The organism is Brevundimonas sp. LF-1, from assembly GCF_037055305.1.
GTDB lineage: Bacteria > Pseudomonadota > Alphaproteobacteria > Caulobacterales > Caulobacteraceae > Brevundimonas > Brevundimonas sanguinis.
Window position 1 is genome coordinate 962753 of sequence record NZ_CP146349.1, and the last position, 21070, is coordinate 983822.

Genomic DNA, 21070 nt, shown 5'->3' on the forward strand with positions numbered 1-21070 from the left:
TCCGCTCACGCATTTATGAGCGGCGTTCTCGGGCCGAAGGGATAGGATCGCGCCCATGATGGCACGGGGCCTGTTCAGGTACGGGATGACGGCGGTGGTCGCGGGCGCAGGCCTGCTGGCCGTCGCCGCCGCGCCGTCGCGCGAGCGTGACGCCCCGGTCCAGCCGGTGGTGGTCGAACTGTTCACCGCCCAGGGCTGCGCCGGCTGCCCCGACGCCAACCGCACCGTCGAAAGCGTGGCGGCCGAGCCGGGCGTGATCGTCCTGACCTATGGCGTGGACTACTGGGACTATCTGGGCTGGCCCGACACCTTCGCCCGGCCCGAGTTCGCCGAACGCCAGCGCGCCTATCGTCAGGCGCTGAAGCTTAGAAACGTCTCGACGCCGCAGGTGGTGATCGACGGGCGCCGTCATGTATCGGGCGCCCGCTCGCCGGAGCTGAAGGCCGCCGTCGAGGCCGAGGCGCGCGGTCGCGGCTGGCCGCCCGAGATCGAGTTCCGCGAGACCGGCGACCGCGTCGGCGTCGGCTCCGGCCGGGCGCCGCAGGGCGGGGCCGAGGTCGTCGCCGTGGTCTATCGGCCGGGGCAGCAGACGGTCGAGGTCAAGGGCGGCGACAACCGGGGCCGCGCGGTGACCCACGTCAATGTCGTGCGCGAGGTGCGCCGTCTGGGCGACTGGAACGGACGCCCGGTGCTGTTTCCGCTGCCTGTCGAGGCGGGGGCGGACGAGGGTGTGGTGATCCTGCTTCAGGCCAAGGACGACCGTCGCATCCTGTCCTCGGCGGCGCGGCCGGAACCTGGGCGCGATTGAAGCGCTGACGGAAAAGGTCTAAAGGCCCGCGGCTCTTGATGGGCACGCCTCCTCGCGCGACCCGGAGAACAATGCATGGTCGGGGACACGCCCCGCGGCGACGCCGCGCCTAACGCCAACGCCTCATCCCCCGCCCACGCCCCGCCTCCCGCCGCCGGGGGTTCGCCGGGCCCTGGGGGCAAGGCCGGCCGCCGCGCCCTGATCCTGGGCGCCATCGGCGTGGTGTTCGGCGACATCGGCACCAGCCCGATCTACGCCCTGCGCGAAGCCATCGGCCACGCCCAGAAGGGCGTCGACGGCGATCTGGCCGTCATCGGCGTCGTCTCCCTGGCCTTTTGGGCCCTGATGGTGGTGGTGACGTTCAAATACGTCATGTTCCTGATGCGGGCCGACAACAAGGGCGAAGGCGGCACCCTGTCGCTGATGGCCCTGGCCCAGCACGCGATCGGCCGACGCAGCGCCTGGCTGTTCATTCTGGGCGTCTGCGGCGCGGCTCTGTTCTACAGCGACGGCGTCATCACCCCGGCCATTTCCGTGCTGTCGGCCATCGAGGGGCTGCAGGAGGCGCCGGGCCTGAATGGACGCCTCGATCCCTTCATCCTGCCGTTAGCGGCGGGCATTCTCATCGCCCTGTTCCTGGTCCAGTCGCGCGGCACGGCGGGGTTGGCGAAGTTCTTCGGCCCCATCACCCTGGTGTGGTTTCTGTCGCTGGGCCTGATGGGCGTGGCGCACATCTTCGATGACCTGTCGATCCTGAAGGCCCTGTCGCCCTATTACGGGATCAAGCTGCTGGTCGCCGACGGCTTCCTCGGCTTCGTCATCCTGGGCAGCGTCTTTCTGGCCGTGACGGGCGCCGAGGCGCTGTATGCGGACATGGGCCATTTCGGCAAGTCGCCGATCCGCCAGGGCTGGCTGTTCATCGTCCTGCCGTGTCTGACGCTGAACTATCTGGGGCAAGGCGCCTTCCTGCTTTCCCACCCCGGCGCGGCGAACAACCCGTTCTGGAACATGGTGCCGCAGCTGGTCTACTGGCCCATGCTGTTGCTGGCGACAGCGGCTACGGTGATCGCCAGTCAGGCGGTCATCACCGGGGCCTTCTCGGTGACGCAGCAGGCGGTGCAGCTGGGCCTGCTGCCGCGCCTGGACATCCGCAACACCTCCGAGACCCAGGCCGGCCAGATCTATGTGCCCGCGATCAACAGCCTGCTGATGGTGGGCGTGCTGTTCGTGCTGGTGACCTTCCAGTCCTCGCACAATCTGACGGCCGCCTATGGGGTGGCGGTGACCGGCACCATGATGGTCAACACCCTGATGTCCTTCACCGTCGTGCGGCATAAGTGGAAGTGGCCGATGTGGGCCATCCTGCTGACCCTGGTGCCGTTCGGCTTCATCGACGCGGTCTTCCTGACCTCCAACCTGCTGAAGATCCCGGCCGGGGCGTGGATGCCGCTGGTGCTGGGCGGCGGTCTGGTCATGCTCATGTGGACCTGGGTGCGCGGCACGCAGATCCTGACCGACAAGACGCGCAAGGACAGCCTGCCGCTGACCGATCTGATCGAGATGCTGCGCGCCCGTCCGCCGCACCGGGCGCCGGGCACGGCCATCTTCCTGACCTCGGACGCCGAGGTCGCGCCGGTGGCCCTGATGCACAACCTCAAGCACAACAAGGTGCTGCACGAGAAGAACATCATCCTGACGGTGCACACGTCCGACCGGCCGCGCGTGTCGGACCTGCAAAGGGTGGCGGTCGAGCCGATCAGCGATGATTTCAAACGCCTGACGCTGACCTTCGGCTATATGGAGACGCCGAACGTGCCGCGCGCCCTGGCCCTGTGCCGCAAACAGGGGCTGAAGTTCGATATCATGTCGACCAGCTTCTTCCTGGGCCGCCGGTCCGTCGTTCCCACCGCCCGTCAGGGCATGCCTCTGTGGCAGGACAAACTGTTTATCTTCCTGATGCGTAACGCCGCCAATCCGACCGACTTCTTCCGTATTCCGCCCGGCCGCGTGGTCGAGCTAGGCACCCAGGTGTCGGTGTGAGCGGGGACGCGCCCAAGGGCCGGAGCTCCGCCGCGCGCGGCCGCCGCATCGCCGAAAAGGCGCGCGGCCCGCGTCGTGAGCCGGCGCCGCGCCCGGTCGCGGACGACCCGCACGCCGACATCGGCGTCGAGGCCCGTCTGGTCGCCGGCGTCCTGCTGAACGCGGCGCTGGAGAAGCGCACGGGGCTGGACGAGGCCCTGGCGCAGTCGCCCGCGCGCGACCTGCCGCCGCAGGACCGCGCCTTCGCCCGCGCCGTGGCGATGGCGGCCCTGCGCCGTCTGGGCGAGATCGACCAGATCCTTGAGCGCCGTCTGCAAAGGCTCCGCCGCTGGCGGTCATGACGATCCTGCGCATCGCCCTGGCCCAGACCCTGGTGCTGGAGACGCCCGCCTTCGCGGCCGTGTCGACGGCGGTGAAGCTGGCCGAGCGCGATCCCAAGACGCGGCCCTACAAGAATCTGGTCAACGCCGTGCTGCGCGGCGTCGGCCGCGACGGTCCCGGCCTGACGACCGCTGAATCCAACCTGCCCGACTGGCTGGCCCAGCGCTGGAAGGCGACCTATGGCCAAGCGTCCCTGATCGGCCTGGCCCTGGCTACGCGGGAAGAGCCGGCGACCGACCTGACGGCCAAGCCGGGCGTCGACCCGGCCGAACTGGCGGCCTCTGTCGAGGGCGAGGTGCTGCCCGGCGGCACGGTCCGCACCGGCAAGCGCGGCGATGTCGCGTCCTGGCCCGGTTTCGAGGCGGGCGACTGGTGGGTGCAGGATGCCGCCGCCGCCGTGCCCGCGCGCCTGCTGGCCGTCAAGCCGGGCGAGACGGCGCTGGACCTGTGCGCCGCGCCGGGCGGCAAGACGCTGCAACTGGCCGCCGCCGGGGCTGAAGTCGTGGCGCTGGACCGTTCCGAGGCGCGTCTGAAACGTCTGCGCCAGAATTTCGAGCGCATGAACCTCACGGCCGAGGTCGTCGCCGTCCCGGCCGAGGACTGGGAGGACGAGCGGACGTTCGACGCCGTCCTGCTGGACGCGCCGTGCACGGCGACCGGCACCTATCGCCGCAACCCTGAGGTCCTGCGCGCCACCCGCCCCGCCGACGTGGCCAAGCTGGCCGATGTGCAGCATCGCCTGCTCGACGCCGCCGCCGCGAAGGTCAAGCCGGGCGGCCGTCTGGTCTATTGCGTCTGCTCGCTGGAGCGCGAAGAGGGCGAGACCCAGGTGATCGCCTTCCTGCGCCGCAACCCGGCCTTCCGCACCGTCGCCGCCGTTCCCGCCGAGGTCGGCGCCCCGGACGAGGCCCTGACGCCCGAAGGCTGGCTGCGCATCCTGCCGTCGCAATGGGCGGAAAAGGGCGGGCTGGACGGCTTCTTCGCGGCCAAGCTGGAGCGGATCGCAGGCTGAGGTCGATGGCGGACGTCCTGAGCAATCGCTACGCCGGTCTGGCCGCCCGGGTCTATGAACTGGACAAGCCGGTCGGCCGATCTTTCGGTGATGTGGAGTTCTACGCCGCGCGGCTGAAAGGATGCGAGGGACCCGTGCTGGAGCCCGCCGTCGGGGCGGGCCGCGTGCTGGTTCCCCTGCTGGAAGCCGGGTTGGACGTCGTCGGCTTTGACGCTTCCGAAGCCATGCTGGAGCTGTGCCGGGCGGCGTGCGCCAGACGCGGCCTGAAGGCGGACCTGTCCGTCGCCCGTTTTGACGACTTCGCCTATGCGACGCGGTTCGGCGCCGCCATCCTGCCTGCCGGATCGTTCCAGCTGATCGCCACGGCGCAGGAAGGTCTGGCGGTGCTGAAGCGTCTTCACGATCATCTGGCGCCGGGCGGGCGTCTGATCCTCGACCTTGATCCGATCAGCGCCGTCCTGGCGCCGCCGGGGTCGACCCGGCGGTGGACCGACAGGAACGGCGACGTTTTGACCCTGACCGAAGAGCGCGTCGATTCCGATCTGCTGAACCAGACGGTCGTCTCGCATCTGCGCTATGATCAATGGTCGGATGGTCGTCTGACTGCGTCGGAGCTGGAGCTGTTCGGCCTGCGCTGGTGGGGCGTCGAGGAAATGCGGCTGGCTTTGGCTGCGACGGGGTTCGTCGGCATTATCATCTCGGGCGGTTACGAGCATGGACGGCCGCCCCGTCGCGATGACGACGTCATCACCTTCGAAGCCCGCCGCGCCTAGCTCAGCCGCCGCTCTGCATCAGCGGCCCCGCCCCCGCCTCAGTCATCATCATCTTCGATGGCGTGGATCTGATCATCGTCCAGGCCCAGGTGGTGGCCGATCTCGTGGATCAGGACGTGGGCGATGATCTCGGCCAAGCCGACGTCGCCGCGTTCGCACCATTCATCGAGGATCGGCCGGCGATACAGGAAGACGCGCGACGGCTCGGCGCCGGGCCCATGCTGTCCCGCTCACCGATGTGGACGCCGGAATAAAGGCCGGTCAGTTCGAACGGGTCCTCGATCTCCAGGTCGCGCAGGGTTTCTTCGTCGGCGAAGTCGTCGATGCGGATGACGACGTCCCCGGCCGCCTGGCGGAACAGGTCGGGCAGGGCGGCGAAGGCCTCTTCCGCCAGGCGGGCGAAGTCGTCCAGGGAGGGGGCGGTCTGATCGGTCCAGGTCTGGCTCATGGCTAAGGATATCGCCCGGCGCGGCCGGTCCCGCAATCGGCGGCGACGCCGCATCGCAAATCGCGCAATCAGGTTATGGTAAACGCGAATCGGTCGGCGCGCTGACGCTCGGCGGCCGCCGCAGCGACGCATCATCCGGGGACCTATGGCCGAGGCCGACATCGCTTATGCAGCCACCGCAGGGGCGGCCGGTCTGGCGCTGGCGATCAGCGCCTGGACCTGGCGGTTGCGCGCGCGGCTGGGCGCGCGCGAGGTCGAGATCGAGCGCTGGCTGGGCGGCCCAGGCCTCGGCGGCGGCCAGCGAAGGGGCCCTGACGGCGTTCGACGACGTGCGGCTGGCCCTGAGCCCGAAGGGCGAGGCGCAGGCGGTGTTCGGTTCGGCCGAGGCCCTGTCGGCGCTGGCGCCCGGCCTTGAGGGGCTGGCGGCGGCGCAAGGCGTGGTCGAGGTCCTGACCGGTCTGCACACCGGGCGCATGGAGGCGCTGGTTCAGGCCGGGGAGGCGTTCGAGACCCTGATGGAGACGCCGCAGGGCGCCTGGGCGGTCGAGGGGCGGCCACATGGGGGTCGGCCTGGCTGCGGCTGTCGCGCCTGACCGGGGTCGGCGGCGAGGGCGGACTGGACGGCGCCGTGGGGGCGGGGGTTCTGGCCGAACAGTCTCCGGCGCCGACCTGGGTCGTGGACGGGGCCGGGCGGCTGGTCTGGGCCAACAGCGCCTGGCTGGCCGAGACGGGGGCTGAGACCCTGGCCGAGGCGCGCGAGCGGGGCTCAGTTTCGACCGCGGCGCCGACGGGGTGGTGGCCGAGGCCCTGCGCCTGAATGCGCCCCAGGACGGCTTCCGCTGGACCACGGCGGGCGGACGGCGCCGGGCGTGGAAGATCCTGGCCGAGCCGCTGGCGGGCGGACGCGGCGCCGTGATCGCCTTCGCCATCGAGATGACCGAGGCCGAGGAGACGCGGGACACCCTGCGCCGTCACGTCGAGGCTCACGATGAAACCCTGAACCACCTGGCCGACGCCGTGGCCATCTTCGGCCCGTCCAAGCGGCTGGCCTTCCACAACACCGCCTTCCAGTCGCTGTTCGGGGTCGACCCGGCCTGGCTGGACGAGCGGCCGACCCACGCCGAACTGCTGGACCGGCTGCGCCAGAAGCGGCTGCTGCCCGAGGTCGTCGACTATGCCCGCTGGAAGGCGGATGAGCTGGATTTCTACGGCGCCGCCCAGGCCTCGCCGGACGACAGCTGGTCGCTGCCGGACGGGCGGACGCTGCGGGTGGTGCGCCAGCCGCACCCGCTGGGCGGCATCCTGCTGATCTTCTCGGACATCACCGGCGAGCTGCAGCTGCGCAGCCGCTACAACGCCCAGATCCAGGTCCAGCGCGCGACGCTGGATAAGCTGAACGACGCCGTGGCCGTGTTCGGTTCGGACGGGCGGCTGCGGCTGCACAACGAGGCGTTCGAGACCTTCTGGGGGTGTCGGGCGAACGGCTGAACGAGGCGGGCGACTTCGACGCCGTGGCCGCTCTGTGTCGCCCGGTCCTGCCCGACGCGGCCCTGTGGCTGGGGCTGAAGGCGCGGGTCGCCGACCCTGACCCCGAAAGCCGGGTGCCGATCGCGGGCGAGGGCCGCACCGAGGACGGCCGCAGCGCCGCCTGGCAGACCCGTCCCCTGCCGGACGGCGCTACCCTGGTCGCCTTCTCGGACGTGACGGCCCGGCGCGGGCTGGAGCAGGCGCTGGCGGCCAAGGAAGCCGCTCTGGCCGAGAGCCAGGCGCTGAAACGCGAGTTCGTGGGCAGCGTTTCCTATGAGCTGCGCACCCCGCTGACGACCATCGTCGGCTATTCCGAACTGCTGGAGGCGATGGGCGATCTGCCCGAGCGCAGCCGACAGCACGCCGGGGCCATCCGCGTCGCGGCCAGTCATCTGGCCCGCTCCATCGACGACGTGCTGGACATGGCCCAGATCGACGCGGGCGAGATGGAGCTGACGCTGGGCGACGTGCGCGTCTGCGACCTGCTGGACGAGGCGGCCGAGCGGATCCGGCCCAAGGTCGAGGGCCGCGGGGCGACGCTGAATCTGGCCTGCCCGGCGGGGCTTCAGCCGATCCGCGCCGACGCCCGCCGCATCGCCCAGGCGGTCGATCACCTGCTGGAGCACGCCTGCCGGGCGGTGTCCGAAGGCGGCGCCGTCAGCCTGAGCGCCGAGGCCGGACCGAACGAGGTGCGCATCCGCGTCGAGGACACCGGCCGGGGCATCCCCTATCACCTGCAGGCGCACGTCTTCGACCGCTTCGTGCGGCGCGAGCGCGGCGGGCCGGGCGTGGCCCTGGCTCTGGTCAAGGCCCTGGTCGAACTGCACGGCGGCTGGGCCGAGGTCCAGTCCGAACCGGGCAAGGGCGCGGCCTTCATCCTGCACCTGCCGATCGAGGCCGAGGCGCCGACGGCGGCGCCGGAGCTGCTGCTTGAGCAGTGACGAGTGGCGAGTGACGAGTGGCGGCACCGTTTTGGACAGCGGAGACGCTATGGCTGCAGGCTGCCTTTTTGACTCGTCCCCTTCCTGTCACTAACCACTCGCCACTCGCCACTCGCCACTCGCCACTCGCCACTTGGGAAACCCATGGCCGACACGCCCCGCCCCCTGCTCAAGACCGCCATCATCTATGATTTCGACGGGACGCTGGCCCGGGGAACATGCAGGAGGTCAGCTTCATCCCTTCGATCGGAATGACGCCGGCCCAGTTCTGGAACGAGACCGTCCGTCCCCGGACCATCGCCGCCGACGGCGACGGCATCCTGATGTACATGCAGATGATGCTGCTGGCCGCGCGCGAGCAGGGCACGCCGGTGACGCGCCAGACGCTGCGCGATCACGGGCGCGACGTGGCCCTGTTCGAGGGTCTGCGCGACCGCAGCTGGTTCGACCGCATGAACGCCTTCGGCGCCCAGTACGGTCTGGAGATCGAGCACTACATCATCTCGGCGGGCCTGACCGAGATGATCGAGGGCTGCCCCATCGCCGAGGCCTTCACCCACGTGTTCGCTTCGAAATACGCCTATGACGCGGACGATGTGGCGGTGTGGCCGGCCGTGGGCGTCAACTACACCACCAAGACCCAGTATCTGTTCCGCATCAACAAGGGCGTGCACAACCACTGGGAGGACGAGCGCATCAACCGCTTCATCCCCGACGAGGAGCGGCCTATTCCGTTCGACCGAATGATCTTCCTGGGCGACGGCGACACCGATGTGCCGACCATGAAGATGATGCACACCAAGGGCGGCTTCTCCATCGCCGTCTATGACCCCGACAGCACGCCGCGTGACCACGACAAGATCCATCGCCTGATCTCGGAGGACCGCGTCAACTTCGTCGCGGCGGGCGACTATCGCGAAGGCTCGCCGGTCGACCTGATCGTCAAGGGCCTGATCGGCCGCATGGCCGTTAACTACGGCCGCATGCCGGCGGACTGACTCTTTCCTTCTCCCCTTGTGGGAGAAGGTGGCAGGCGGAGCCTGACGGATGAGGGGTGAGCGCCCCGTATCCGATCAAGTCCGCGTCGTCTGTAGAATCCGCGGCGTCGCGCCGACACCTCATCCGGCCCTGACGGGCCACCTTCTCCCACAGGGGAGAAGGGATGTCTTTGGCGGTCCAGCGCAACCGTCACATCCGCCCGCACCCCGCCGGCCAGCATGGGGCGGGTGATGCGCTCGAAATGCTGGATGAAGACGGCCAGGTCGGCGCGCCGCGCGGGCGGCAGTTCAGCGAGGGGCAGGCCCATCAGGCCCGCCTCCTGTTCGCAGCGCCAGTCGAGCACCGCGTCGAAGGATGGCGTCTTCAGGAACAGGATGGCGTCGAAGCGGGCGAAGGTTTCGGCGTAGGCGCCGGCCAAGGCGGCGTTGACGGCGCGCCGCCACGTCCCGTCGCCATCGCGTTCGATTTCCAGAGCATTGATCGGCAGGTCCAGCTCCGTCTCAGCCTGCGGCGTCGCGCCCAGACACCAGCCGTCGATCAGCACCGCCGACGGGCGGCCCGCAAACACAGGCCAGTCCGTTCTGGGGGCGCGATCATCGGCCAGCTTGTCGAAGGCGGGCAGGGGCGTGCGGCTGTCGGGCTCGGCGGCGCGCAGGGCGGCGACTGCGGCCTCCAGCAAGGCCAGGTCGTGCGTGCCGGGCGGGCCGCGCACGGCGAACAGCGGGTGGACGTCTCGGGCGAGGGCCTGGCGCTCCGTCTTCGTCAGATAGACGTCGTCCAGCGATAGGTGCGCGGCGCCCAGCCGGTCGGCGGCAGCCCGCGCCAGTGTCGTTTTGCCGGAGCCCTGGGCCCCCGCGATGCCGATCAGGGGGATGTGGTCCGGCCGCGCGTGGGCCGCGACCAGAGACCCGACCGCGTCCAGCAGCCGGGCGTCGACCATGTCAGTGCTGGCTTTGCGGCAGGCGGACGATCAGGCCGTCCAGATCGTCGGTGACGCGGATCTGGCAGGACAGGCGGCTGTTCGGCTCCACGTTCTCGGCGAAGTCCAGCATGGACTCCTCCATCGCCGAGGGACGGCCCGTCTCGGCCGCGAAATCCGGATCGACGTAGACGTGGCAGGTGGCGCAGGCGCAGGCCCCGCCGCAATCGGCGTCGATGCCCGGCACATTGTTGCGGATCGCGCCCTCCATCACGGACAGGCCCTTCTTGACCTCGACCGTGTGCTCGGTCCCGTCGTGCTCGATGTAGGTGATCTTGGGCATGGAAGCGGTCTTAACCCTGGATGCAGGCTTGGCAAGCCTTCTCCTCCCCACGCAAGTGGGGAGGTGGCGTGGAGGCGCAGCCGACGTGACGGAGGGGCGATCTGCTTCCGCCGTCGCGAAGCCCCTCCACCACTACGTGGTCCCCCTCCCCACGAAGTGGGGAGGAAAAGATCAGGCGGCGGTCTTCTTGCGCGACGGCGAGACCATCAGCTTCTTGGTCTCGGCGATCGCCTTGGCCGGGTTCAGCCCCTTGGGGCAGACCTGGGCGCAGTTCATGATCGTGTGGCAGCGATACAGCTTGAAGGGGTCCTCGAGGTCGTCGAGGCGCTTCTGGGTGGCGTCATCGCGGCTGTCGGCGATCCAGCGATAGGACTGCAGCAGGGCCGCCGGGCCGAGATACTCTTCCTGGTTCCACCAGTAGCTCGGGCACGAGGTCGAGCAGCAGGCGCACAGGATGCACTCGTAAAGGCCGTCCAGCTTTTCGCGGTCTTCCGGCGACTGCAGGCGCTCCTTCTCCGGGTCCGGAAGGTCGGACTGCAGGTAGGGCTGGATGGAGTCGTACTGGGCGTAGAACAGCGACAGGTCCGTCACCAGGTCCTTCACCACCGGCTGGTGGGGCAGGGGGCGATGGTGATGTTGTGCGACGAGCACTCGGCCCAGCCCTTGGTGCAGGCCAGGGCGTTGCGGCCGTCGACGTTCATCGAGCACGAGCCGCAGATGCCTTCACGGCACGAACGGCGGAACGACAGGGTGGGGTCGATCTCGTTCTTGATGTGGATCAGGGCGTCCAGAAGCATCGGGCCGTGATCGTCGGCCGAGACCTCATAGACGTCCCAGCGCGGATCGGCGTCAGTTTCCGGGTCGTAGCGATAGACCTTGTAGGTCTTGACGTTCTTCGCGCCGGCCGGGGCCTTGTGGACCTTGCCGGTCGTGGGCTTGGAGCCCCGCGGGAGGTTGAGCTGAACCATCTGCAATCCTCCTTAGTACACCCGAGCCCGGGGCTCGATGTAAGAGACCTCGTCGGTCATCGTGTATTTGTGCACCGGGCGATAATCGATCTGGACGCCCTCGCCCGGACGCTTCCACGCCAGGGTGTGCTTCATCCAGTTTTCGTCGTCGCGGTCGGGGAAGTCCTCGCGGGCGTGGGCGCCGCGCGATTCCGTGCGGTTCAGCGCGCCTTCGATGGTGACCAGGGCCTGCGAGATCAGGTTGTCGTATTCCAGCGTCTCGACCAGGTCGGTGTTCCAGATCAGGCCGCGATCCGTGGTCTTGATGTCGGCGCCGGCGGCCTCGATCGAGCGCAGCTTGGCCACGCCTTCTTCAAGGGTCTTGCCGGTGCGGAACACGGCCGCGTCGGCCTGCATGGCGCGCTGCATGTCTAGACGCAGGTGAGCGGTCGGGGTCGAACCCGAGGCGTTGCGGAAGCGGTCCAGGCGCGCGATGTGCTGGTCGGTCTGGGCCTTGGAGGCCGAAGGCACGGCCGAGTTCTTGTCCACGACCTCGCCGCAGCGCAGGCCGACGGCGCGGCCGAACACCACCAGGTCGGTCAAGGAGTTGGAGCCCAGGCGGTTGGCGCCGTGCACCGAGACGCAGCCCGCCTCGCCCACGGCCATCAGGCCCGGCACCACGCTGTCGGGGTTGCCGTCGCGCAGCGTCAGCACCTCGCCGTGATAGTTCGTCGGGATGCCGCCCATGTTGTAGTGGACGGTCGGGATGACCGGGATCGGCTCCTTGGTCACATCCACGCCGGCGAAGATCTTGGCCGATTCCGAGATGCCCGGCAGGCGGGCGTGCAGCACGGCCGGATCAAGGTGATCCAGGTGCAGGAAGATGTGGTCCTTGTTCGGACCCACGCCGCGGCCTTCGCGGATTTCGATGGTCATGGAGCGGCTGACCATGTCGCGCGGGGCCAGATCCTTCACGGTCGGCGCATAGCGCTCCATGAAGCGCTCGCCTTCCGAGTTGGTCAGATAGCCGCCTTCACCGCGGGCGCCCTCGGTGATCAGGCAGCCGGCGCCGTAAATGCCGGTCGGGTGGAACTGCACGAACTCCATGTCCTGCAGCGGCAGGCCGGCGCGCAGCACCATGGCGTTGCCGTCGCCGGTGCAGGTGTGGGCCGAGGTGGCCGAGAAGTAGGCCCGGCCGTAACCGCCGGTCGCCAGCACCACCATTTTGGCGCGGAACTGGTGCATCTGGCCGTTGTCGAGCTGAAGCGCGGTGACGCCGGTGCAGGCGCCGTCCTGCATGATCAGGTCCAGGGCGAAGTATTCGACGAAGAACTTCACTTCCCGACGGACCGACTGGCCGTAGAGGGTGTGCAGGATGGCGTGGCCGGTGCGGTCGGCGGCGGCGCAGGTGCGCTGCACCGGGCCTTCGCCGAAGTTGCGGGTCATGCCGCCGAAGGCGCGCTGATAGATCTTGCCTTCGTCGGTGCGGCTGAAGGGCACGCCCCAGTGTTCCAGCTCATAGACGGCCTGGGGCGCGTTGCGGACCAGGTATTCGATGGCGTCCTGGTCGCCCAGCCAGTCCGACCCCTTGACGGTGTCGTACATGTGCCACTGCCAGCTGTCCTCGCCCATGTTGCCCAGCGAAGCGGAGATGCCGCCTTGCGCCGCCACGGTATGCGAGCGGGTCGGGAAGACCTTGGTGACGCAGGCGACCTTCAGGCCCTGCTGGGCGGCGCCGAGGGCCGCGCGCAGGCCCGAGCCGCCGGCGCCGACGACGACGACGTCGTATTCGTGATCAATAAGCTCGTAAGCAGCCATGGCGGATCAGACTCCGGCCGGCAGCGGGGCCGAGCCCAGCGCCAGACGCACGATGAAGAAGATGCTGGCGGCCGCCAGCACGAGGAAGACCAGGTTCGAAACCAGGATCAGGCTGGAGCGGGAACCGGCGGGGACGTAGTCCTCGATGATCACCTTCCAGGCCAGGCTGGCGAACAGGCAGAAGACCGCCGCCGTCACGGCCGCAAGCCCGGCGTTCAGCGTGCTGCCGAACCAGGCGACGACCGCGCCGTAATCGGCGCCCGCCAGGGTGAAGCCCGACGACAGGACCCACAGGCCCAGCGGCATCAGGGCCAGCAGCGCCAGCTTCTCGACTTTCCATTCCGAGGCGCCGTGACGCTCGGAGATTTTCACATTGTTCTTGAACTTGGGGGCGGCGCTCACAGCGAAACCTTTCCAGCAGCGAACAGCACGACCCAGAACAGGACGGCCAGGACGATCGGGCCCCAGACGGCGATCTGAGCCAGCAGGTTGGCCGACTTGATGGTCAGGCCGCGACCCGCGTCGTTGATCAGGTGGCGGGCGCCGTTCAGCAGGAAGGAGAACAGCACCCACGTCAGGCCGAACCACATGAACAGGCCGAACGGCGAGCCCGAGACGGCGGCGACCGAGGCGAAGGCGTCCGGCCCCGAGGCGGCGGCGGCGACCCAGCCCAGCAGCAGGACCGCGCCCACGCTGGCCGCGCCGATGGTGACGCGGAACAGGATCGACGCGACCATGGTCATGTGCCAGCGCCAGATATCGGTGAAGGGCGACATCGGTGCGACGTGCCCGTTGGGGTGACGGACGTAGCGGCCCGTCCGGTCGCCAGTTTCGCCCGCAGCCGGGGAGTGTTCGACATGCGAATGATTCTCAAAAAACCCGAGGAATTTCAGGGCCGGATTGCAGTGCAACAGGCTTTAGTGACGCGGACGGGGGTGTCAACGAAGCGGGCCGATTCCCGTCAAGTTCTGCCTGCGAACGCCAATCAAAAGGCTGCGATATGCGACAGCGCCGTTTGGCGCGTCGCCGTCGTGCACGGAACCGCCCCCGGCCGCCCCCAGACCGGGTCAGGCCACAGCGGATCGTCCCGGCGACGCCCGACCACGTGAATGTGAAGCTGGGCGGTGACATTGCCCAGGGCGGCGACGTTCAGCTTGTCCGCCGGTTGATCGCGCAGAGCGCCCAGTTCGCGCACCAAGGCCCCGGCCCGCACGATTTCTTCGGTGAGCAGGGCGCGCTGGGCGAGCGATAGGTCCTCAAGTTCCACCGCCCCGGCCACGCGGGGCAGCAGGATCAACCACGGGAAACGGGCGTCGTCCTGAAAGCGGATCTGGCACAGCGGCCAGTCGGCGGCGAAGACGGAGGCCGCCTCAAAGGCGGGATCGGCGCGGAAGTCTAAAGGCGAGATCATGGGGAACCGTGACAGCCGCCGGCGGGGGCGCAACGACGAAAGCCGTATCCCCGAACGCTTGCCGCGACCCGCCGACAGGTCTAGACCGCCGTTCCAGCGACTACCGTTTCGCACACGCAATATCGACTGGAGAGACCTGAATGGCTCGCGCGAAGATCGCCCTCATCGGCGCCGGAATGATCGGCGGAACCCTGGCCCATGTGGCCGCGCGCGAAGCGCTGGGCGACGTCATCCTGTTCGACATCGCCGAAGGCACGCCGCAAGGCAAAGCCCTCGACATCGCTGAAGCCTCGGCCGTCTTCGGTCAGGACGTGGCCCTGAAGGGCGCCAACGACTACGCCGACATCGCGGGCGCCGACGTCTGCATCGTCACCGCCGGCGTGCCGCGCAAGCCGGGCATGAGCCGCGACGACCTGATCGGCATCAATCTGAAAGTGATGAAGGCCGTCGGCGAGGGCATCAAGCAGCACGCCCCCAACGCCTTCGTCATCTGCATCACCAACCCGCTCGACGCCATGGTCTGGGCCCTGCAGAAGTTCTCAGGCCTGCCCAAGGAGAAGGTCATCGGCATGGCCGGCGTGCTGGACTCGGCCCGCTTCGCCTATTTCCTGGCTGAAAAGACCGGCGTGTCGGTGCAGGACATCCACGCCTGGACCCTGGGCGGCCACGGCGACGACATGGTGCCGATGGTGCGCCACTCGACCGTGGGCGGCCTGCCGCTGCCCGACGCCGTCGCCGCCGGCTTCCTGAGCCAGGCCGACCTGGACGCCATCGTCGAGCGCACCCGCAAGGGCGGCGGCGAGATCGTCGCCCTGCTGAAGACCGGCTCGGCCTTCTACGCCCCGGCCGAGAGCGCGATTGCGATGGCCAAGTCCTACCTGCTGGACCAGAAGCGCGTCCTGCCGTGCGCCGTGTGGCTGTCGGGCGAATACGGCCTGTCGGACCTCTACGTAGGCGTCCCGGCGATGATCGGCGCGAACGGCGTCGAGAAGATCGTCGAGTTCACCACCAACGACGACGAAAAGGCGATGTTCGCCAAGTCGGTCGCCTCGGTCCAGGGCCTGATCCAGGCCTGTAAGGACATCGAGCCTTCCTTGGCTTGAGGGCGCTAACGCGAGCCGCGCGGCGGCTCGCTGCTTGAGCGCTTAGGCGTCCGAATGGAAAGGGGTCGTGCTGGAAGGCGCGGCCCCTTTTTTGTGCGCCATACACGTAGCAACCGCTCATCCCGGCGGACGCCGGGACCCAGTGCTTTGGCCCCGAGTACGGCGCTGGTGAAGCGGCGCTCTGAAATGCGGTGCGCGGGGTTCGTACTGGATCCCGGCGTCCGCCGGGATGAGCGGAAGGAGAGGCCTACGCCGCCTCTGCTTCTTCGCGCTGCTCCAGCCAGTCGGCGCTGCGCATCTCGTTGAAGCGCGAGACGGTGCGTTCGAACTCGAAGGCGCCGACGCCTTCGACGTAGAGGGCCTCCGGCGCGGCCTGGGCCAGAACCACAAGCCGGGTCTTGGCCTCGTAAAGCGCGTCCACCAACGTCACCAGACGGCGCGCCTCGTGGTGGTTGGCCGGGCTGAGCAGGGGCACGTCAGCCAGGAACAGGGTGTGGAAGCGCCGGGCGACGGCCAGATAGTCCTGCGGCCCCAGCGGGCGGCCGCATAGCTCGTCAAAGGTCGCGCGCGCCATGGCGCCGACCGTACGCTCCAGCTTCACCTCGCGGCCGAGCACCGGCAGGGCGATGGGCTCCTCCGTCTCGCCGCCCTTCAGGTCCGACCACAGGGTCTCGAAGCCCTGCCGCGCCTCGGCGTCCAGCGGCGAGAACCAGACCTTGGCCCCGGCCATGCGGTCCAGGCGGAAGTCGCGGGCGCCGGCCGTCTCGACCACGTCGCAGCGCTGACGGAGGATGTCGATGAAGGGTAGGAAGAGCTGGCGGTTGATGCCGTTCTTGTAGAGGTCTTCGGGCGCGCGGTTCGAGGTGACGGCCAGCACCACCTTCTTCTCGAACAGGGCCTCGAACAGACGGCCCAGGATCATGGCGTCGGCGATGTCCGTGACCTGCAACTCGTCGAAGCACAGCAGCCGGGCCTCGGAGGCGATCAGGGCGGCGATCGGCGGAATGGGGTCGTCGCCCCGGCTGGTCCCGAAGACCTCCTTGCGGCTGCGCGCCGTGCCGTCGCGCCACTGTTTCACCAGGTCGTGGATGCGCGCCATGAAGGCGTGGAAGTGGGCCCGCACCTTTTTCTGCTCGGGCGTCGAGGAATAGAAGAGGTCCATCAGCATCGACTTGCCGCGTCCGGGCGGGCCCCAGATGTAGATGCCGCGCACGGCCGGCTGGGCGCCGAACAGGCCCTTCTTCGACAGGTCGGTCTCCAGCCGTTCAAGCGCGCCGATCAGGGCGGCTTGGGCCGGTTCGGGCGTGATCACGCCTTCTTCCACGCGGATGTCGTAGGCGTTGCGGATGCGGGAGGTCATGCCCAGCAGATAGCCCCCGACAGGGCCGGGGAAAGGCGGTCGCCGTTTCCGGCGTCGATTTGGAGGATTCCGGTTGCTTCACGGCTGCGAAGGACCCAAATGCAGAAGCGTTTCTCCCAAACGCCCCCGTACAAAGGATGATTTCATCATGGGCTATCGCGTCGCCGTCGTAGGCGCCACCGGCAATGTCGGCCGGGAAATTCTGGCCATTCTCGAAGAAGTGAACTTTCCCGTCGAGAAAATGCACGCGATCGCCTCCCGAAAATCCAAGGGCGTCGAGGTCTCCTTCGGCGACCGGACCATCAAGTGCGAGGACATCGAACAGTTCGACTTCTCCAGCGTCGACCTGGTGCTGATGAGCGCCGGCGGCGCGGTGTCGCGCGAGTGGTCCGAGAAGATCGGCAAGGCCGGCCCCATCGTCATCGACAACTCCTCGGCCTTCCGCCAGGACCCGGACGTGCCGCTGATCGTGCCCGAGGTGAACCCCGACGCGGTCAAGCTGGCGCGCAAGAAGAACATCGTCGCCAACCCCAACTGCTCGACCGCCCAACTGGTGGTGGCGCTGAAGCCGCTGCACGATGCGGCCAAGATCAAGCGCGTCGTCGTCTCGACCTACCAGTCCGTGTCGGGCGCCGGGAAGGAAGGCATGGACGAGCTGTGGAACCAGACCAAGGCCATCTACGGCCTGGGCGACGCCACGCCCAAGAAGTTCCCCAAGCAGATCGCCTTCAACGTCATCCCCTACATCGGTTCGTTCCGCGACGACGGCTATACCGACGAAGAGGCCAAGATGTGGGAGGAGACGCACAAGATGCTCGATCCCTCGATCAAGCTGACCGTCACCTGCGTGCGCGTGCCGGTCTTCGTCGGCCACTCCGAAGCGGTGACGGTCGAGTTTGACCGTCCGATCGCGCCGGACGAGGCGCGCGAAATCCTGCGCGAGGCGCCGGGCGTTCAGGTCATCGATAAGCAGGAACACGACGGCTACATCACCCCGGTCGACGCGGCGGGCGAACACGCCGTCTATGTGTCGCGCATCCGCAAGGACCCGACCGTCGAGCACGGTCTGTCGTTCTGGGTGGTGTCCGACAACCTGCGCAAGGGCGCGGCCCTGAACGCCGTGCAGATCGCCCAACTGCTGGACGAGACCGGCGTCATCACCCCGTCGAGCGGCTATCGCACTTTGACGGTCTAAGAAGCCCTAACGCCTTGCGCGCGGCGCGAGGCTGCTTGAGGGCGGTTTGAGCACTCCATGACCCCGCCGCGTCGGCGATGCGGCGGGGATCGAAGGTTTCCAGCGTGAGCGCGTCGTCTGCTCCTCCTGCGTCCGAAGCCCGCGCCGCCCTGGGGGCGGGCGTATTCTGCTACCTGATCTGGGGGTTCGTGCCCCTGGTGTTCCAGCAGATGGGCCAGCAGGGGGCGGACGCCTGGGAGATCATGGGGCACCGGGCTGTCTGGGGCTTGGTCTGGGCCGCGCTGCTGGTCATGCTGTCGCGCCAGTGGACGCAGGTCATGGCCGTGCTGCGCCAGCCGAAGGTGCTGGGATGGCTGGCCCTGTCCGCTGTGCTGATCGCCGGCAACTGGACCACCTACATCATCGCCGTGAACAACGGGCGGACGCTGGACGCCTCGCTCGGCTATTATCTGAACCCGCTGCTGAACATGGCGGCGGGCGCCTGGCTGTTCCGCGAGAAGATCGATTGGGCCGGAAAGATCGCCATGGCCCTGGCGGCGGTCGGGGTGCTGCTGCAGACCATCGCCCTGGGTCATGCGCCCTGGGTGTCCATCATCCTGGCGCTGACGTTCGCGGCCTATGGCGTCATCCGCAAACGCGTCTCGGTCGACGCCCAGACGGGTCTCTTCCTGGAGTGCCTGCTGCTGGCCCTGCCGGGGCTGATCTGGCTGATCCACATCGAAACCAGCGGCGCGGGCCACTTCACCCAGTCGGCCGGTTCGGTCTTCTGGCTGCTGTTCGCTGGACCGGCGACGGTCATTCCCCTGGCCCTGTTCGCCTGGGCGGCGCGGCGGATGCCCCTGTCCAGCATGGGCTTCCTGCAGTTTTTGGCGCCGACCATCGTCTTCATCATCGGCGCGCTTCAGGGCGAGGCTCTGGGGCCGCTGCGCATCGCCTCCTTCGTCTTCATCTGGATCGCCGTGGCCGTCTTCGCGGTCGGCGCCGTTCTGAAGGTGCGCCGCGCCTCCGCCACGGCCGAGACCATTGTCGCGCCTGAACCCGGTCTGCTGGACGACCCGGCCGAGGACCGGATGGACGCCATCGGCGAGAATCCGCCGCCGGCGCGTTGAGGTCTGGCGTCGTCCCGTCCTAAAGAGAGGGGATGATGATCCGCTCCCGCCTGCTCTCCGCCCTCGCCGTGTCCGTGCTGATCGCCGGGGGACCTCCGCCTGCGCTCAAAGCAGCGGCGCCCTTGGCGGAGGCGACGACGTGATCCGCACCGCCCGCGCTGGGGTCGCCCGCGAGGCCGCCCCGTCCGCCGCCCCCGGCGCCCCGGCGACCGTCGCCGCGCCGCCGACCACGGCCGAGACCTTCGATGCTGTCAGCGACGCCCTGGACGCGGCGGCCGCCGCCTGGACCTCGGGACAGGTCGACGCGGTCATGGCCACCTATGTCCACGACGAGCCGCTGCTGGTCTTCCTGGGCGACACCCCGCTGAAGGGGCCCGACAGCGTGCGCGCGGCGCTGGACGCCCGCGCCGCCGAGCCCGGCGGGCTGGGGACGCTGTCCTATGAGTGGTTCGAGACCATGCAGTTCGACGTCAATACGGCGGTGGTTTCAGGTCGGGCGGTGATGACGCGCGGCGGCAAGACCCATCGCGGCCTGTTCACCCGCATCCTGCGCCGCACGGTCGACGGCTGGCTGATCGTGCACGACCAGCTGGCGTGGGGGCCGGAGGCCTAGAGGGCCGCGCCTATACCCCGCTCATCCCGGCGGACGCCGGGATCCAGTCCTTTGGCTTCTTTCTCGACCGAGAGCGTTTGGCGCGCCCGGATAATGCGGAAGCGTGTGTCTGTGGCTCTCACTGGATCCCGGCGTCCGCCGGGATGAGCGGATCAAGATTCAGAGCGCGCCGTAAAGAGCCTCGATCAGCCTCAACGCGCGCGGATCGCCGATCAGATGCGGCGACTGGCGCGTCATGACATAGGCGGCCGATACCCCCGCCGCCTGGTCGGCGAACGCCATCGACCCGCCCCAGCCGCAGTGGCCGACCGCCTCGGGGTTGGGGCCGAAGATGTTCAGGCCCTGATTGCGGGTGAAGCCCGCCGCCCAGCTCATGTCGAAAGGCAGCACCTTGTCCGGTCCGTGGATGCGCTCGCGCGTGGCCTGGGCGAGCGTTTCCTCCGACAGCACCGCCCGATGGTCGAGCGCGCCGCCGGTGGCGACGACGGACATCATGCGCGCCAGATCCTTGGCCGTGGCGTGCAGATTGGCCGACGGAATCTCCGCCATCCGCCACTCGGTCGAGCCGCGCCCGCCCGGCGCCGAGCCGCGATCCAGGAAGGCGGCTTTCTTGATCGCGTCGATGGGGCCGAGGTCCGGCGCGGCTGCGGGCTTGCGCAGTTGGGCGACGCGGCCGTGCTCAGCCTCCGGCAGGCCGATCCACAGGTCCAGATCGAACGGCTGGGCGAAATCGTCGCGCAGAGCCGTCCCCATGGTCCGCCCGTCGACAATGCGGAACAACTCGCCCGCCAGATAGCCGATCGTGATCGGGTGATAGCCGGACGCCGTGCCCGGCGCCCACAGCGGCGTCTGGGCCGCCAGTCTGTCGAGCACCGCCTGACGGTCGAACCAGATGGCCGGCTCCACGCCGTCGGAAAAGCCCGGCAGGCCGGACTGGTGGCTCATCAACTGGCCGACGGTCAGCTGGTCCTTGCCGGCCGCGCCGAAGGCCGGCCAGTGGTCGGCGACCCGGTCCTCATAGGACAACAGCCCCCTGTCGACGCAGCGCGCGATCATCAAGGCCATCACCGCCTTGCCGGTCGAAAAGACCGGGACCAGCGTGTCCGCGGCGAACGGCCTGGTCCCCGCCAGATCGGCCGACCCGGCCCACAGGTCCACCGCCACCTCGCCGTCGATGGTCACGCTGAAACGCGCGGCCAGTTCGTTCAGCCCTTCGGGCGCGTCGGTGAAGTTGGCGGCGAAGGCGTCCTTCACCGCATTGAAACGCGGCGGGCAGACGCCGTGGAGGTCGGGGAGGCTGGTCATGGGGTCCATCAGACTCTC

20 protein-coding genes and 3 pseudogenes are annotated in these 21070 nt (G+C 68.7%); 13 read left to right on the forward strand and 10 right to left on the reverse strand.

Features of this window, described 5'->3' with window-relative positions; all coding sequences use genetic code 11:
• The first annotated feature begins 55 nt into the window (after positions 1-55).
• The 4 genes and pseudogenes from V8F63_RS05115 to V8F63_RS05130 all read left to right on the forward strand — a co-directional run bounded on the left by V8F63_RS05115 (position 56) and on the right by V8F63_RS05130 (position 5014).
• The gene (locus V8F63_RS05115; protein ID WP_025976491.1) at positions 56-808 is read left to right on the forward strand and encodes a thioredoxin family protein; all 753 of its coding nucleotides are present in this window, start codon (positions 56-58) and stop codon (positions 806-808) included.
• 75 nt (positions 809-883) lie between these two features.
• Entirely contained in the window at positions 884-2848 is a 1965-nt protein-coding gene (locus V8F63_RS05120; protein ID WP_025976492.1) for a potassium transporter Kup, read from the forward strand.
• Positions 2845-4241: pseudogene (locus tag V8F63_RS05125) on the forward strand (RsmB/NOP family class I SAM-dependent RNA methyltransferase). The gene V8F63_RS05120 and the pseudogene V8F63_RS05125 overlap by 4 nt, the downstream one beginning before the upstream one ends.
• Positions 4242-4246: 5 nt before the next feature.
• Positions 4247-5014 carry a class I SAM-dependent methyltransferase gene (locus V8F63_RS05130; RefSeq protein ID WP_392354694.1) on the forward strand — a complete coding sequence of 256 codons (768 nt, stop codon included), beginning with the start codon at positions 4247-4249 and terminating at the stop codon, positions 5012-5014.
• Between the two features lie 38 nt (positions 5015-5052).
• On the opposite strand, the pseudogene V8F63_RS05135 reads toward V8F63_RS05130, so the two are convergent.
• A pseudogene (locus V8F63_RS05135) lies at positions 5053-5462 on the reverse strand (metallopeptidase family protein).
• A gap of 167 nt (positions 5463-5629) precedes the next feature.
• On the opposite strand from V8F63_RS05135, the gene V8F63_RS05140 reads away from it, so the two are divergent.
• The 5 genes from V8F63_RS05140 (at position 5630) to V8F63_RS05160 (ending at position 8928) form a co-directional block, all read left to right on the forward strand.
• A complete protein-coding gene (locus V8F63_RS05140; protein ID WP_392354695.1) occupies positions 5630-6055 on the forward strand; it encodes a hypothetical protein in 426 nt (141 codons plus the stop codon).
• A 35-nt stretch (positions 6056-6090) separates the two neighbouring features.
• The gene (locus tag V8F63_RS05145; RefSeq protein WP_392354696.1) at positions 6091-6279 is read left to right on the forward strand and encodes a PAS domain-containing protein; all 189 of its coding nucleotides are present in this window, start codon (positions 6091-6093) and stop codon (positions 6277-6279) included.
• A complete protein-coding gene (locus V8F63_RS05150; RefSeq protein ID WP_392354697.1) occupies positions 6255-6950 on the forward strand; it encodes a PAS-domain containing protein in 696 nt (231 codons plus the stop codon). The genes V8F63_RS05145 and V8F63_RS05150 overlap by 25 nt, the downstream gene beginning before the upstream one ends.
• Positions 6932-7930: a HAMP domain-containing sensor histidine kinase gene (locus V8F63_RS05155; protein WP_392354698.1), complete on the forward strand. Its 999-nt coding sequence runs from the start codon at positions 6932-6934 to the stop codon at positions 7928-7930. The genes V8F63_RS05150 and V8F63_RS05155 overlap by 19 nt, the downstream gene beginning before the upstream one ends.
• Before the next feature lie 218 nt (positions 7931-8148).
• The gene (locus V8F63_RS05160) at positions 8149-8928 is read left to right on the forward strand and encodes an HAD family hydrolase (protein ID WP_392354699.1); all 780 of its coding nucleotides are present in this window, start codon (positions 8149-8151) and stop codon (positions 8926-8928) included.
• Here the strand turns inward: V8F63_RS05160 and V8F63_RS05165 are convergent.
• The 7 genes and pseudogenes from V8F63_RS05165 to V8F63_RS05195 form a co-directional block, all read right to left on the reverse strand.
• The gene (locus V8F63_RS05165) at positions 8904-9869 is read right to left on the reverse strand and encodes a kinase (protein ID WP_392354700.1); all 966 of its coding nucleotides are present in this window, start codon (positions 9867-9869) and stop codon (positions 8904-8906) included. The two genes, V8F63_RS05160 and V8F63_RS05165, sit on opposite strands and share 25 nt — an antisense overlap.
• 1 nt (position 9870) lies before the next feature.
• On the reverse strand, positions 9871-10191 hold the full coding sequence (locus V8F63_RS05170) for a 2Fe-2S iron-sulfur cluster-binding protein (protein ID WP_024354432.1): 321 nt from the start codon (positions 10189-10191) through the stop codon (positions 9871-9873).
• A gap of 171 nt (positions 10192-10362) precedes the next feature.
• Positions 10363-11159 (reverse strand): annotated as a pseudogene (locus V8F63_RS05175) (succinate dehydrogenase iron-sulfur subunit).
• Between the two features lie 12 nt (positions 11160-11171).
• Complete coding sequence (gene sdhA / locus V8F63_RS05180) at positions 11172-12956, reverse strand: succinate dehydrogenase flavoprotein subunit (RefSeq protein ID WP_392354701.1); 1785 nt, start codon at positions 12954-12956, stop codon at positions 11172-11174.
• 6 nt (positions 12957-12962) lie between these two features.
• Positions 12963-13358 carry a succinate dehydrogenase gene (locus V8F63_RS05185; RefSeq protein WP_392354702.1) on the reverse strand — a complete coding sequence of 132 codons (396 nt, stop codon included), beginning with the start codon at positions 13356-13358 and terminating at the stop codon, positions 12963-12965.
• Entirely contained in the window at positions 13355-13699 is a 345-nt protein-coding gene (gene sdhC, locus V8F63_RS05190) for a succinate dehydrogenase, cytochrome b556 subunit (RefSeq protein WP_392354703.1), read from the reverse strand. Before sdhC ends, V8F63_RS05185 begins: the two co-directional genes overlap by 4 nt.
• Before the next feature lie 242 nt (positions 13700-13941).
• Entirely contained in the window at positions 13942-14367 is a 426-nt protein-coding gene (locus tag V8F63_RS05195) for an HIT domain-containing protein (protein ID WP_392354704.1), read from the reverse strand.
• Positions 14368-14507: 140 nt separating this feature from the next.
• Here V8F63_RS05195 and mdh point away from each other — a divergent pair, with 140 nt between their 5' ends.
• Entirely contained in the window at positions 14508-15470 is a 963-nt protein-coding gene (mdh, locus tag V8F63_RS05200; RefSeq protein ID WP_025976503.1) for a malate dehydrogenase, read from the forward strand.
• A gap of 247 nt (positions 15471-15717) precedes the next feature.
• On the opposite strand, the gene zapE is transcribed toward mdh, so the two are convergent.
• Entirely contained in the window at positions 15718-16830 is a 1113-nt protein-coding gene (zapE, locus tag V8F63_RS05205; protein ID WP_392354705.1) for a cell division protein ZapE, read from the reverse strand.
• A 148-nt stretch (positions 16831-16978) separates the two neighbouring features.
• Between zapE and V8F63_RS05210 the strand changes: the two genes are divergently transcribed.
• The 3 genes from V8F63_RS05210 (at position 16979) to V8F63_RS05220 (ending at position 19747) form a co-directional block, all read left to right on the forward strand.
• Positions 16979-18025: an aspartate-semialdehyde dehydrogenase gene (locus V8F63_RS05210; protein WP_392354706.1), complete on the forward strand. Its 1047-nt coding sequence runs from the start codon at positions 16979-16981 to the stop codon at positions 18023-18025.
• A 104-nt stretch (positions 18026-18129) separates the two neighbouring features.
• On the forward strand, positions 18130-19134 hold the full coding sequence (rarD, locus tag V8F63_RS05215) for an EamA family transporter RarD (protein ID WP_134582003.1): 1005 nt from the start codon (positions 18130-18132) through the stop codon (positions 19132-19134).
• Between the two features lie 139 nt (positions 19135-19273).
• Positions 19274-19747 (forward strand): hypothetical protein, encoded by a 474-nt coding sequence (locus V8F63_RS05220; RefSeq protein WP_392354707.1) that lies wholly within the window; start codon positions 19274-19276, stop codon positions 19745-19747.
• Positions 19748-19906: 159 nt separating this feature from the next.
• Here the strand turns inward: V8F63_RS05220 and V8F63_RS05225 are convergent, their stop codons facing one another.
• The gene (locus V8F63_RS05225; RefSeq protein ID WP_392354708.1) at positions 19907-21052 is read right to left on the reverse strand and encodes a serine hydrolase domain-containing protein; all 1146 of its coding nucleotides are present in this window, start codon (positions 21050-21052) and stop codon (positions 19907-19909) included.
• Positions 21053-21070 lie beyond the last annotated feature (18 nt).